The sequence below is a fragment of the Streptomyces sp. NPDC030245 genome, from assembly GCF_055572995.1.
Genome location: NZ_JBVICF010000012.1, coordinates 277,361 through 290,643, shown reverse-complemented (window position 1 = coordinate 290,643; position 13,283 = coordinate 277,361). Strand labels below are relative to the sequence as shown.

General features: G+C 71.5%; 9 protein-coding genes. 2 read left to right on the top strand and 7 right to left on the bottom strand.

The window, feature by feature from the left end; all coding sequences use genetic code 11:
• Nucleotides 1-88: 88 nt before the first annotated feature.
• From ACZ4Z4_RS30260 to ACZ4Z4_RS30250, 3 genes are all read right to left on the bottom strand, one after another.
• Nucleotides 89-2,410, bottom strand: a complete 2,322-nt coding sequence (locus ACZ4Z4_RS30260) for a protein kinase (protein WP_468334177.1) — start codon at nt 2,408-2,410, stop codon at nt 89-91.
• Between the two features lie 128 nt (nt 2,411-2,538).
• Entirely contained in the window at nt 2,539-4,623 is a 2,085-nt protein-coding gene (locus ACZ4Z4_RS30255; RefSeq protein WP_468334174.1) for a serine/threonine-protein kinase, read from the bottom strand.
• 328 nt (nt 4,624-4,951) lie between these two features.
• Nucleotides 4,952-6,661 carry a glycerol-3-phosphate dehydrogenase/oxidase gene (locus tag ACZ4Z4_RS30250; RefSeq protein WP_468334171.1) on the bottom strand — a complete coding sequence of 570 codons (1,710 nt, stop codon included), beginning with the start codon at nt 6,659-6,661 and terminating at the stop codon, nt 4,952-4,954.
• 227 nt (nt 6,662-6,888) lie between these two features.
• On the opposite strand from ACZ4Z4_RS30250, the gene ACZ4Z4_RS30245 reads away from it, so the two are divergent.
• Nucleotides 6,889-8,142 (top strand): nucleotide sugar dehydrogenase, encoded by a 1,254-nt coding sequence (locus ACZ4Z4_RS30245; protein WP_468334168.1) that lies wholly within the window; start codon nt 6,889-6,891, stop codon nt 8,140-8,142.
• A gap of 65 nt (nt 8,143-8,207) precedes the next feature.
• Here the strand turns inward: ACZ4Z4_RS30245 and ACZ4Z4_RS30240 are convergent, their stop codons facing one another.
• The 4 genes from ACZ4Z4_RS30240 to ACZ4Z4_RS30225 all read right to left on the bottom strand — a co-directional run bounded on the left by ACZ4Z4_RS30240 (nt 8,208) and on the right by ACZ4Z4_RS30225 (nt 12,511).
• Nucleotides 8,208-9,332 carry a GuaB3 family IMP dehydrogenase-related protein gene (locus tag ACZ4Z4_RS30240; protein ID WP_468334165.1) on the bottom strand — a complete coding sequence of 375 codons (1,125 nt, stop codon included), beginning with the start codon at nt 9,330-9,332 and terminating at the stop codon, nt 8,208-8,210.
• A gap of 113 nt (nt 9,333-9,445) precedes the next feature.
• The gene (gene guaB / locus ACZ4Z4_RS30235; protein ID WP_468334162.1) at nt 9,446-10,963 is read right to left on the bottom strand and encodes an IMP dehydrogenase; all 1,518 of its coding nucleotides are present in this window, start codon (nt 10,961-10,963) and stop codon (nt 9,446-9,448) included.
• Between the two features lie 115 nt (nt 10,964-11,078).
• On the bottom strand, nt 11,079-11,654 hold the full coding sequence (locus tag ACZ4Z4_RS30230) for a sigma-70 family RNA polymerase sigma factor (RefSeq protein ID WP_055563244.1): 576 nt from the start codon (nt 11,652-11,654) through the stop codon (nt 11,079-11,081).
• A gap of 245 nt (nt 11,655-11,899) precedes the next feature.
• A complete protein-coding gene (locus ACZ4Z4_RS30225) occupies nt 11,900-12,511 on the bottom strand; it encodes a response regulator transcription factor (protein ID WP_003948568.1) in 612 nt (203 codons plus the stop codon).
• A 389-nt stretch (nt 12,512-12,900) separates the two neighbouring features.
• Here ACZ4Z4_RS30225 and ACZ4Z4_RS30220 point away from each other — a divergent pair, with 389 nt between their 5' ends.
• Entirely contained in the window at nt 12,901-13,230 is a 330-nt protein-coding gene (locus ACZ4Z4_RS30220) for a WhiB family transcriptional regulator (protein WP_468334157.1), read from the top strand.
• Nucleotides 13,231-13,283: the final 53 nt, after the last annotated feature.

The window sequence follows — 13,283 nt, the reverse complement described above, 5'->3', positions numbered from 1 at the left end:
AACCACAGGGGGCCTCAGGAGACCGCACTGTGACGCATGCGGTGCATGTCCGGAGTGCCGGAATCGGTTCAGCCGTGCCGGAATCGGCTCAGCCGGTGACCCGGTACGTGGCCGAGGCCTGCTCGTACAGCCGCGTCACCTCGTCCCGCTCGGCCTCGGGCCCGCGCACCTGCACCACGTGGTACTTCCCGCCGACGATCATCGCGAGATTGCGTACGAAGACCTCGCGGCCCGCGGCGTCCTGCCAGGTGAACTGCCCCTCCGCCATGGCCCGTCCGCCGACGTCGATGCGGCGCATGCCGCTGGAGGTGGCCCAGGAGGAGTCACGGAACGGCTGCAACTCGCGCTCGTCCTCACGCTGGTACTTCATGGGGTCGCTGCCGTAGCCGTCGGTGGTGTCGCGGCCGGGCACGATCAGCAGCTCGAAACCGGCGTGCGTGTAACGCACCTGGCCCCGGCCGTTCTTCGGCTGCCGGTCCCAGCCGCCGGCGACGGCGACGTGGAAGCCCTCGGGGTCCTTGCGCAGGGTGAAGCCCTGCGGCAAGTCGGGGGTGGTGGTCTGCGGCTCCTGCGAGCCGGGATTCTTTCCTTCGCCTTCTTCTTTGTCCTTCTCTTCTCCCTTCCCTTCTTCCTTCTCCCCGTCCTTGCCGTCGGCCGGTCCGCCCGTCGCCTCCGGGGCCGAGCTGACCTCGCCCGCCGTCCCCGCGCGGTCGCCCGACGCACCGTCATCGGCCTTGGGCAGGAACACCATGGCGTACACGACGGCCGCGGCGAGTCCGACCAGGATGGCGATCAGCAGCAGCCGCCCCAGCGAACGGGGCTTGGCCGGCCCCCTGCCGCGCTTGTGCCGCCCGTGACCGTGTCCGTTCCCCGCGTCGGCGGCGGCCGCCGCGACGCCGCGCCGCTTGCGCACGACCTCGCCGCGGCGGCGTACGACAGGCAGCCGGCCCGCGTCGTACGGCGGCACCGGCACGACGTGCGCCCCGGCCTCCGGCTCGGGCGCGGACCGCACCAGTGAGCGCAGCCAGCCGCTCAGCTCCTCGAAGTCGAGCCGCTCGGTGGGGTCCTGACGCAGCAGCGACTCGACCACGGGCCGCAGCGGGCCGCACTCCTCGGCGAAGGCGGGCGGCTCGGCGCAGACGAGCTGGACGAGTTCGGCCGGGCTGTCCTCCGGGTACGGCGCGTGCCCCTGCACGGCGCGGAAGAGCAGCGCTCCCAGGGCCCACAGGTCGGTGGAGGGGCCTATGGGCGCGGCGAGCCGCCAGTTCTCGTGCACGGGCCCGGCCTGTTCGGGCGCCCACCGCTCGGTGACGGCCCCGACCACCACCATGCGCGCGTGCCGGGCGCGCTCGGCGGCCAGAGCGGTGGAAGGGCCGCGCGAGGCGGCTCCGTCGGCGCCGCCGTCGTCCCATCCCCCGCGTCCGCTCTCGTCCGCCGAGGCCCGTGCCGCCGGAATGCCGTTCCGCGGCACGGCGCCGTGCCAGGGCTGTTGCCTGTCCGCCACGCCGTAGGGGTCCGGTATCTGCCCGGCCGGGCCGGGCACCCGGCCCTCGGTGTCCTCCTCGGCCGTCCGGCCCGCGGCCCTCGCTCCCGCGCGGTACGCCGCGGCCGCGCCCGGGCGCCCGGCCCGCGCACCGCTCGCGGCGGACTCCGGGGCGGGGGCGAGCTCCCTGTCCCCCATGCCCCGTGTGTCGTACGCCCCCTCAGCGGGCGCGTCCGCGTGCCCGGCCACATTGCCGACCGACCCCGCCGAGCCGGCCGCCTCCCCCGCCTCCACAGGCCGGGGGTCGTACCCGCAGAGCGCCTCCTCGGCCGCCCCGGCCGCCAGGCCCGTCAGCATCACGCGGCCGTCGTCGCAGATCAGCACGGTCCGCGCGGTGATGTTCCGGTGCACCCAGCCGTGCCCATGCAGGACGCGGAGCGCCGCGAGGACGTCCGCCGCGACCTCGGCGGCCCGGTACGGACTCAGGGGCTGCTCCGCGAGGAGCGCGGCCAGCGGCCTCGCCGCCACCAACTCGCTGACGATCCACAGCGAGCCGCCCTCCGCGAACACGTCGAAGACCTGGTCGAGCCGTGGGTGGTCGGGTATCTGCGCGGCGGTCTGCGCCGCCTCGATGGCGCGCCGCACCGCCGGCTCCGCGGGCCTGCGCGTCGTCCGTGCCCCGGCCCGCCGCACACCGGCCCCGCCCGCCGCGCCGCCCCGGTCCCGGGGCGCGAAGCCGTCGGGCAGGCCGTGCTCCTCGTCGAGCATCTCCGCGTCGACGATCTCGGGCAGCGGCACCTGCCTGACGAGCACTTCCTGCCCGCTGTACGTGTCGAAGGCGCGCGACTCGGCGAGTTCGTACTCGTCGGAAGGCGGTAGCGGCAGGCGGTAGCGGTCGGCGAGCACCCGACCCGCGTAGTCGTCCACGATGCCTTCCCCGTCCGCCCGGTGGTCAAATCCGTTCGTCTTACGGCCCGTTGCGGCTGTGTACGGTCCGCAAGCACTCACGATACGTGCCGTGGGCGGACCGCAATGAGGGGATACGAGATCTCAGCTCAGGACTTCGGCTCGAACGTCCTTGTGAACGTCCGCCACGCGGTCCGCCGCTCCTCGCCGCCCCATTCGTCGGCCTTGGCGGTGTACATGATCCCGTAGCCCAGTCCGCTGTTGACGACGAAGCCGCGGTCGATGGACCGGTACTTGGTGCCGCCGTCCACGTAGGTGAACTCCCAGTCGGCCGTGTTCCAGCCGCGGAAGCCGACCTTCTCTATCCGGATCCGGTCGTACTGCGGCCGGACCATGTAGTTCTCCTGGTTCTTCCAGTCACTGACCGGGTTGTCCTTGGGCGTGGTGGTCCAGCCGACCAGCAGCTTCTGCCCGTTGGGCCCGCCGAACCGGGCGCCCGCCCGGCCCGTGGACTGGTACTTCCACCCCTTCGGCAGCCCGATCTCGAAGCCCTGGGAGTGCTTGTACGTCGAGGCGGCGCCGTCCTGCGGCTTCTTGCCCTCGTCGCCCTTGCTCGGGTCGCTGCCCTTGCCCTCGTCCGGCTCGGGGCTCTCCTCCTTGCCCTGGCCGTCACCGGCCCCCGAACCCTTGTCCGTCTCCTTGCCGGTGTCCTTGCCCGCGTCCTTGTCGGCGTCGCCCTGGCCACCGCCACCGGCGGTCGCCCCACTGGACGCGGCCTTGTCGCCGCCCTTGCTGTCCTTGCCGGAGTCGCCGTCGCCCCCGCCGGACAGCGCGAAGGCGAGCACCGTACCGAGCACGGCGAGCAGGGCCACCACGGACACGATCACCAGCGTCCGGCGCGGCACCACATCGGTGAGCGACGCCTTGGGCGGCACCCGCGGCGGCACGCTCCGGCCGTCGGCAGGCGAACCGGTGGACGTGGACGTCGAGCGGGTGGTGGCCGTCCCCGGGCCGCGCTCGGCGGCGGCCGGAGCGGTCGCGGCCGACTTCCGCACCGACTGAAGGGCGCCCTTCAGCCGGTCGGCGACCTCCTCGGCCTTGCGCGCGGCAGTCCCGGCGGAACCACCGGCTCCGGTGGTTCCCGAGGTCCCGGCCGGGGCCGACGGATCGGCGGCGTTCCCGGAGACGCCGGCCGCGCCGGCCGCACCCGCACCGGCGCCCGCGGCACCGGCGGCGGCTGCGGAACCCTTCGTGCTCCTCACCGACTTGGTGAGCCGCGTGGACCTGGGCGTCTTCGGTGCCTTCGGCGGCTGGTTCGGCGGCACGGGCGGCAGCGGCACCACCTTGGTCGCCTCCACCGGCTCCGGCACCGCCTTGGCCTCCGGCGCGTGGATGACGTCCATGAGGAGCGCCCGCGCTCCCGCGTCGTCGAGCCGCTGCTCCGGGTCCTTGGCGAGCAGGCCGTAGATGACCTTCTCCAACGGGCCCGCGTTCACCGGCTGTTCGACGTCCTCCGTCATCACGGCGGTGAGGGTCGCGATGGCCGACCCCTTGTCGTACGGGGGGACGCCCTCCACGGCCGCGTACAGCAGGCCGCCGAGCGACCACAGGTCGGCCGCGGGGCCCGGCTTGTGCCCGCGGGCGCGCTCCGGGGAGATGTAGGACGGAGCGCCGACGAGCATGCCGGTGGAGGTGATCGACGGGTCGCCCTCGACCTGCGCGATGCCGAAGTCCGTCAGCACGACGCGGCCGTCCTCGGCGATGAGCACGTTCGACGGCTTCACGTCGCGGTGCAGGATGCCCTCGCGGTGCGCCGACCGCAGCACGTCGAGGATGGCGAGGCCGACCTCGGCCGCCCGCCGCGGCGTGAGCGTGCCGTCCTCGCGGATCGCCTCCGCGAGCGACTTGCCCTCGACCAGCTCCATCACGATCCACGGGCGGTCGTCCTCGTCGACCACGTCGTAGACGGTCACGGCGCTGGTGTTGCGGATCCGCGCGATCGCCTTCGCCTCACGCAGCGTGCGCGTGATGAGCCGCCGCTTCTCCTCCTCGTCGATGCTGGAGGGGAAACGCAGCTCCTTCACCGCGACCGTACGCCCAAGGGTCTCGTCCTTGGCGCGCCAGACCGTGCCCATGCCGCCGCGGCCGAGCACCTCTCCCAGCCGGTACCGGCCGGCGAGGAGACGTTGGCTCTTGTCCCGACGGGCGTCACCCGTCTGCTCCGCGTCCGACATGCGTCCCCTCTGCTGCTACCGCTGCTACCCGAGCAACCCGCCCTGACAGAGCCTTCATTGTCCCTTACTCGGGGACCGGCCGACGCCCAGGGTCCACCGACCCCTGTCCCGCCCTTCATCCCGTCTCTCATGAAGGACAGCGCATGACGAGGTACCGGCATGCCAACACAGCGTTGAATACCGGCCATACTCTTCCCCCGCCGGCCATCCGAGGCAAGCCCCGGCCGTCGCGCTCGCCCCGGGCGCACGCACCTTACGCCACCGGGCACCCGGGCGTTCACCACGCGGTCCCCCCTCAACTCGCCATGAACCAGCCGGAAATACCCGCCTAGGAGAGCGGCACGATGTCCGGCGCGCCGAGCCGCGCCGCGTCCGCCGTCAGGTCGTCCGGCTGGAGCTGCGACTCCCGCTCGGCCTCCACACGCTTCTCGTAGTGCTGCACCTCCCGCTCGATCTGGTCCTTGTCCCAGCCGAGGACGGGTGCCATCAGCTCGGCGCACTCCCTGGCGCTGCGCGTGCCGCGGTCGAACGTCTCGATCGAGATACGGGTCCGCCGCGTCAGGACGTCGTCGAGGTGGCGGGCGCCTTCGTGGGAGGCCGCGTAGACCACCTCGGCGCGGAGGTAGTCGTCGGCGCCCGGCAGCGGCTCGCCGAGCTTCGGGTCCGCGGTGATGAGTTCGAGCACTTCCTCGGCCATCGAGCCGTACCGGTTCAACAGGTGCTCCACGCGCACCACATGAAGACCCGTCCGCGCGGCGATCCTCGCGCGGGCGTTCCACAGCGCTTTGTACCCCTCTGCGCCGACGAGGGGGATGTCCTCCGTGACGCAGTCGGCGACCCGCTGGTCGAGGCCGTGCACCGCCTCGTCGACGGCGTCCTTGGCCATGACTCGGTACGTCGTGTACTTGCCGCCCGCGACGACCACCAGGCCCGGCGCCGGATGCGCGACCGTGTGCTCGCGGGACAGCTTGCTCGTGGCGTCCGACTCGCCGGCGAGCAGCGGGCGGAGCCCGGCGTACACCCCCTGGACGTCGTCCCGGGAGAGGGGCACGGCGAGCACCGAGTTCACATGCTCCAGGAGATAGTCGATGTCGGCGCTGGAGGCGGCCGGGTGTGCCTTGTCCAGGTCCCAGTCCGTGTCGGTCGTCCCGATGATCCAGTGCCGCCCCCACGGGATGACGAAGAGGACGCTCTTCTCGGTGCGCAGGATCAGCCCGGTCGTCGCGTTGATCCGGTCCTTCGGCACGACCAGGTGGATACCCTTGGACGCCCTGACGTGGAACTGGCCGCGCTCGCCCACCATGGCCTGGGTGTCGTCCGTCCACACCCCGGTCGCGTTGACGATCTGCTTGGCGTGGATCTCGTACTCCCCGCCGCCCTCCACGTCCTGGACGCGGGCGCCGACGACACGCTCGCCCTCGCGCAGGAAGCCGGTGACCTTCGCGCGGTTGGCGACCTTCGCGCCGTACGCCGAGGCGGTGCGGACCAGGGTGGCCACGTAACGCGCGTCGTCCATCTGGGCGTCGTAGTACTGCATGGCGCCGACGAGGGCGTCCTTCTTCAGGCAGGGGGCCACGCGCAGGGCGTGGCGGCGCGTCAGGTGGCGGTGCATGGGCAGGCCCCGGCCGTGTCCGCGGGACATCGACATGGCGTCGTAGAGCGCGACGCCCGATCCGGCGTACAGCCTCTCCCAGCCCTTGTGCTGCAAGGGGTAGAGGAACGGCACGGGCTTCACGAGGTGCGGGGCGAGGCGCTCCAGGAGCAGGCCGCGCTCCTTCAGGGCCTCGCGCACGAGTGCGAAGTCGAGCATCTCCAGATAGCGGAGCCCGCCGTGGATCAGCTTGCTCGACCGGCTCGACGTGCCCGATGCCCAGTCCCGCGCCTCGACGAGGCCGGTGGACAGGCCGCGGGTCACCGCGTCGAGCGCCGTCCCCGCGCCGACCACGCCCGCGCCCACGACCAGGATGTCCAGCTCCCGCTCGGCCATTCCCGCCAGTGACTCGGCGCGCTCCGCCGGCCCCAGTGTCGCTGTCCTCACCGCTGCCTCCCGCTGTGATCGGGTGTGGTCGGACTCACATCATGCCCAGATTTCGCCGTCGCCCGCTGAACACGACCCCAGCCTGTGGACAACACTCCGGAGCTCCACGCGGTGCAATACCGCAAATCGGTCATATTTACTCCTAGTCTGACATTGCGCTGCTCCGCCTTGTCCACAGGGCTTGCGCACTCGTCCCGGTCCGGCTATTGGGAGGACGGCCCACCGCCATGCCCGCAGATCTCGCTGTCATCGGCCTCGGCCACCTCGGCCTGCCCCTCGCCCAGGCCGCCGTCTCCGGCGGCATCGCCACCATCGGCTACGACCCCGTCCGCGCCGCCGACCTGGCCGGCGGCCGGCTGCCCTGCGACGGCGCCGAAGGCACCCTCACCGCCGCCGACGTCCGCCGGATGCTCTCGGGGGGCTTCCGGCCGACCGTCAACCCGGCCGAGCTCGGCCGGGTCCGCACCGCCGTCATCTGCGCCCCCACCCCACCGGCCGCGGACCGCTCGCTCGACCTCGGCCAGGTGGCCGAGGCGGCCAGGGCGCTCGCCGCGCGCCTGCGGCCGCACACCACCGTGATCCTCGAATCCCCCGCCTACCCGGGCACCACCGAGGAATTCCTCCGCCCGATCCTCGAATCGGGTTCGGGCCTGCGGGCGGGCCGCGACTTCCACCTCGCGTACTCCCCCGGCCGCCTCGACCCCGGCAACCGCACCCACGGCTACGCGGGCACCCCCAAGGTCATCGGCGGCCTCACCCCGGCCTGCACCGAGTCGGCCGCCACCTTCTACGGCCGGCTCACCGACAAGGTCGTACGCGCCCGCGGCCCCCGCGAGGCCGAGACCGTCCACCTCCTGGAGACCAACTACCGGCACGTGAACATGGCCCTGGTCAACGAGATGGCGGTCCTCTGCCATGACCTCGGCATCGACCTGTGGGACGTCATCCGCTGCGCCGAGACCAAGCCCTTCGGCTTCCAGGCCTTCCGCCCCGGGCCCGGAGTCGGCGGCCACGGCGTCCCGCTGGACATCCCGAACCCCTCACGCGGCGTCCGCCCCCTGCGCATGGTCGAACTGGCCCAGCAGGTCAACGACCGCATGCCGCAGTACGTCATCCAGCGCGCGGCGACCCTGCTCAACGAACACGGCAAGTCCGCCCGCGGCGCCCGCGTCCTGCTCCTCGGCGTCACCTACAAGCCCGACCTCGCCGACCAGCAGGGCGCGCCCGCGCAGGAGGTCGCGACCCGCCTGATGGAGCTCGGCGCGGCGGTCAGCTACCACGACCCCTACGTGCCCAGCTGGAGCGTCCTCGGCCGCCCCGTCCCGCGCGCGGACTCCCTCTACGAGGCGGCGGCCGACGCCGACCTCACGATCCTGCTCCAGCACCACCGCACGTACGACCTGCAAGGTCTCGCGGTGAAGGCCCAGCTGCTCCTGGACACCAGGGGCGCCACTCCGGCAGGCGCCGCCCACCGGCTGTGACGACGGAAGGGCCCCGGTACCAAGTACCGGGGCCCTTCTTGTACGTCAGTTTGGAAACCGGACCGTCAGCGCTTGTGCTGCGAGTCCGCGACCGTCACCTCGACGCGCTGGAACTCCTTGAGCTCGCTGTAGCCCGTGGTCGCCATGGCGCGGCGCAGCGCTCCGAAGAAGTTCATCGAGCCGTCCGGGATGTGCGACGGACCGGTGAGGATCTCCTCGGTGGTGCCGACCGTGCCGAGGTCGACCTTCTTGCCGCGCGGCACGTCCTCGTGGACGGCCTCCATGCCCCAGTGGTGGCCCTTGCCGGGCGCGTCCGTGGCGCGGGCCAGCGGGGAGCCCATCATCACCGAGTCGGCGCCGCAGGCGATGGCCTTGGGCAGGTCGCCGGACCAGCCCACGCCGCCGTCGGCGATGACGTGGACGTACCGGCCGCCGGACTCGTCCATGTAGTCACGGCGGGCGGCCGCGACGTCGGCGACGGCGGTGGCCATCGGGACCTGGATGCCCAGGACGTTGCGCGTGGTGTGCGCGGCGCCGCCGCCGAAGCCGACCAGGACGCCCGCGGCGCCGGTGCGCATCAGGTGCAGGGCCGCGGTGTACGTGGCGCAGCCGCCGACGATGACCGGGACGTCCAGCTCGTAGATGAACTGCTTCAGGTTGAGCGGCTCGGCGGCGCCGGAGACGTGCTCGGCGGATACGGTGGTGCCGCGGATCACGAAGATGTCGACGCCGGCGTCGACGACGGCCTTGGAGAACTCGGCGGTGCGCTGCGGCGAGAGCGCGGCGGCGGTGACCACACCGGCGTCGCGCACCTCCTTGATGCGCTGACCGATCAGGTCGGCCTTGATCGGGGCCGCGTAGATCTCCTGGAGGCGCCGGGTCGCGGTCTCCGAGTCCAGCTCGGCGATCTCGTCGAGCAGTGGCTGCGGGTCCTCGTACCGCGTCCAGAGGCCCTCGAGGTTCAGGACGCCGAGGCCGCCCAGCTCACCGATGCGGATGGCCGTCTGCGGCGAGACCACGGAGTCCATCGGGGCGGCCAGGAAGGGCAGCTCGAAGCGGTAGGCGTCGATCTGCCACGCGATCGAGACCTCCTTCGGGTCGCGGGTGCGCCGGCTCGGTACGACGGCGATGTCGTCGAAGGCGTACGCGCGGCGGCCGCGCTTGCCGCGCCCGATCTCGATCTCAGTCACGTTGTGGGGCCTTTCCCTCTTGGTCTGCCTGTCCAGTATCCCCGACGCACACGGAAGGGGCGGCCCCGGTTGAACCGGGACCGCCCCTCCACGCGCGCGTGGAGCGCGGCAGACTACTTCGTACGGCTGTAGTTCGGCGCCTCGACCGTCATCTGGATGTCGTGCGGGTGACTCTCCTTGAGCCCCGCGGACGTGATGCGGACGAAGCGGCCGTTGGCCTGGAGCTCGGGGACGGTGCGTCCGCCCACGTAGAACATCGACTGGCGCAGGCCGCCCACCAGCTGGTGGACGACCGCCGAGAGCGGGCCGCGGTAGGGCACCTGGCCCTCGATGCCCTCGGGCACCAGCTTCTCGTCGGAGGCGACGCCCTCCTGGAAGTAGCGGTCCTTGGAGAAGGACTTGCGCTCGCCGCGGGTCTGCATCGCGCCCAGCGAGCCCATGCCGCGGTACGACTTGAACTGCTTGCCGTTGATGAACATCAGCTCGCCCGGCGACTCCTCGCAGCCGGCGAGCAGCGAGCCCAGCATGACCGTGTCCGCGCCGGCGACGAGCGCCTTGGCGATGTCTCCGGAGTACTGGAGGCCGCCGTCGCCGATGACCGGGACACCGGCCTCCTTGGCGGCGAGCGACGCCTCGTAGATGGCCGTGACCTGCGGTACGCCGATACCGGCGACGACGCGCGTGGTGCAGATGGAGCCCGGTCCGACACCGACCTTGATGCCGTCGACACCGGCGTCGATGAGCGCCTGGGCGCCCTCGCGGGTGGCGATGTTGCCGCCGATGACGTCCACGCGCGGGGCGTCCGACTTGATCTTGGCGACCATGTCGCCGACCAGGCGGGAGTGGCCGTGCGCGGTGTCGACGACGATGAAGTCGACACCGGCGGCGACCAGGGCCTGGGCGCGCTCGAAGGCGTCGCCTGCGACACCCACGGCGGCACCGACGAGGAGGCGGCCCTCGCCGTCCTTCGCGGCGTTCGGGTACTTCTCGGCCTTCACGAAGTCCTTGACCGTGATGAGGCCCTTGAGGATGCCCGCGTCGTCGACCAGCGGCAGCTTCTCGATCTTGTGGCGGCGCAGCAGCTCCATGGCGTCCACGCCGGAGATGCCGACCTTGCCCGTGACCAGCGGCATCGGCGTCATGACCTCGCGCACCTGGCGCGAGCGGTCCGACTCGAAGGCCATGTCACGGTTGGTGACGATGCCGAGCAGCTTGCCCGCGGCGTCGGTCACCGGCACACCGCTGATGCGGAACTTCGCGCAGATCGCGTCGGCCTCGGCGAGCGTCGCGTCCGGGTGCACCGTGATCGGGTCGGTGACCATGCCGGACTCGGAGCGCTTCACCAGGTCGACCTGGTTGGCCTGGTCGGCGATGGAGAGGTTGCGGTGCAGGACACCGACACCGCCCTGGCGCGCCATGGCGATCGCCATGCGGGACTCGGTGACCTTGTCCATCGCCGCGGAGAGCAGCGGGACGTTCACCCGGACGTTCTTGGAGACGAGCGAGGAAGTGTCGATCTGGTCGGGCGCCATGTCCGACGCGCCCGGCAGCAGCAGCACGTCGTCGTAGGTCAGCCCGAGTGTCGCGAATTTTTCGGGCACCTCAGTCGAAGAACCGCTGTTTGCAGACATGACACCTTCCCCAAATGGCCTTGATCGGTGCGGATGTCCATGCTAACGGGCTTCGGGGGTGTCTCATTCCACGATCAAGATCATCGGAGCTCTTTGTACGTTCGTACGTGAGGGCTCACTGCTCGGCGAGCGCCCGCAGGCGGCTCAGTGCCCGGTGCTGCGCGACCCGCACCGCCCCGGGGGACATGCCCAGCATCTGTCCGGTCTCCTCGGCCGTGAGGCCGACGGCGATCCGCAGGAGCAGCAGCTCGCGCTGGTTGTCCGGGAGGTTGGCGAGGAGCTTCTTGGCCCACTCCGCGTCGCTGCTGAGCAGCGCGCGCTCCTCCGGGCCGAGCGAGTCGTCGGGCCGCTCGGGCATCTCGTCGGAGGGCACGGCGGTGGATCCGGGATGCCGCATCGCCGCGCGCTGGAGGTCGGCCACCTTGTGCGCCGCGATCGCGAAGACGAAGGCTTCGAAGGGGCGTCCCGTGTCCTTGTACCGCGGCAGGGCGAGGAGGACGGCGACGCAGACTTCCTGCGCCAGGTCCTCCACGAAGTGCCGTGCGTCACCCGGCAGTCGGGACAGGCGGGTGCGGCAGTAGCGCAGCGCGAGGGGGTGGACGTGGGCCAGCAGGTCGTGCGTGGCCTGCTCGTCGCCCTCCACAGCGCGAAGAACGAGGGCACCAATAACCGTCGTCTTGTCATCGCGCATCGGTCCATGGTGCCTTGACGGCGACTGATCCGCGGCACCGCGTCCGTAGTTGTGCACTGAAGCGTTATGAGCAGGTGCGCCGGAACTCATCTCCTGCGCCCTCCCCTCCCGCTCGATCGACTCGTCCCCGAGGAACTCCACACCTCAAGGATGCGGCATCGGCGGCGAAACAAGCAGCCACGGGCGTCGGTCGCCCCGCCCACCGGGTGGCGGACGGGGATCGCCGTGTCCCCGCGGCGGTGCACTCAGCGGACCAGACCCCAGCGGAATCCGAGCGCCACGGCGTGTGCCCGGTCCGAGGCGCCGAGCTTCTTGAACAGGCGCCTGGCGTGCGTCTTCACCGTGTCCTCGGAGAGGAAGAGCTCACGGCCGATCTCCGCGTTCGAGCGGCCGTGGCTCATGCCTTCGAGGACCTGGATCTCGCGCGCGGTGAGGGTGGGCGCGGCGCCCATCTCGGCCGAGCGCAGTCTGCGCGGCGCGAGCCGCCACGTCGGGTCGGCGAGCGCCTGGGTGACGGTCGCCCGCAGCTCGGCGCGCGAGGCGTCCTTGTGCAGATAGCCGCGGGCGCCGGCCGCGACCGCGAGTGCGACCCCGTCCAGGTCCTCGGCGACGGTGAGCATGATGATGCGCGCACCCGGGTCGGCGGAGAGCAGCCGCCGGACGGTCTCCACACCCCCGAGTCCGGGCATGCGTACGTCCATCAGAATCAGGTCCGAGCGGTCGGCGCCCCAGCGGCGGAGGACTTCCTCGCCGTTGGCCGCAGTCGTCACACGCTCTACGCCGGGCACGGTCGCGACCGCGCGGCGGAGCGCCTCTCGGGCAAGCGGGGAGTCGTCGCAGACGAGGACCGATGTCATGACTGTCCTCCGCGGCTCTCACAGCTGCTGCGCGTCACCTTGAGCCTCCAGGCTGGTACTTATTCGTCACCTGTGCGGTCGACGCTCTCGGACGCCTGCCCGAGCGCTTGTTTCTTCAACCGCCTCCGCACTCTCAACGACGGTCACCCGAAAGAGTTACGGGGCGGTCAGCCACCTTCGGCACTCTACGTGAGGGGGCGGACACAGCGGAGAGCGCGCGGAAGACCCTCAACCTTTCATCACAACCTATGCCCCATTTAGCGCCTTTTCTTCCCTTTTCCTGGTGTCTATGGCTAGATTCGCAATGAGTCATATTTTCATCTCCTTAGACAGTAGATGTACGGTCATCCGCACCGTATCCGCGTAGAACGGCACCAAGGGGACCAGCAATGGCAGATTTCTCCCGCCTTCCCGGACCGAACGCAGATCTGTGGGACTGGCAGCTCCTCGCGGCCTGCCGCGGGGTCGACAGCTCGCTCTTCTTCCACCCGGAGGGCGAGCGGGGGGCGGCGCGCAGCGCACGCGAGAACTCGGCCAAGGAGGTCTGCATGCGGTGCCCGGTGCGGGCGGAGTGCGCCGCGCACGCGCTGGCGGTGCGCGAGCCCTACGGCGTATGGGGCGGGCTGACCGAGGACGAGCGCGAAGAGCTCATGGGGCGGGCCCGCAACAGACTCGTCACGGCGTCCACCTCGCCGGGCGGCACCGCGTCACACGGCTGAAGCGCCGTGCCACACGACTGAAGGAACGTTTCTTCACAGGGCGCCCCCGCAGG

Coding starts and splice junctions, on each gene's coding strand:
- ACZ4Z4_RS30255 (WP_468334174.1), bottom strand. CDS start 4,623: ATGTCGGACGCGGAGCAGACGGGTGACGCCCGTCGGGACAAGAGCCAA.
- ACZ4Z4_RS30245 (WP_468334168.1), top strand. CDS start 6,889: ATGCCCGCAGATCTCGCTGTCATCGGCCTCGGCCACCTCGGCCTGCCC.
- guaB (WP_468334162.1), bottom strand. CDS start 10,963: ATGTCTGCAAACAGCGGTTCTTCGACTGAGGTGCCCGAAAAATTCGCG.
- ACZ4Z4_RS30230 (WP_055563244.1), bottom strand. CDS start 11,654: ATGCGCGATGACAAGACGACGGTTATTGGTGCCCTCGTTCTTCGCGCT.
- ACZ4Z4_RS30225 (WP_003948568.1), bottom strand. CDS start 12,511: ATGACATCGGTCCTCGTCTGCGACGACTCCCCGCTTGCCCGAGAGGCG.
- ACZ4Z4_RS30220 (WP_468334157.1), top strand. CDS start 12,901: ATGGCAGATTTCTCCCGCCTTCCCGGACCGAACGCAGATCTGTGGGAC.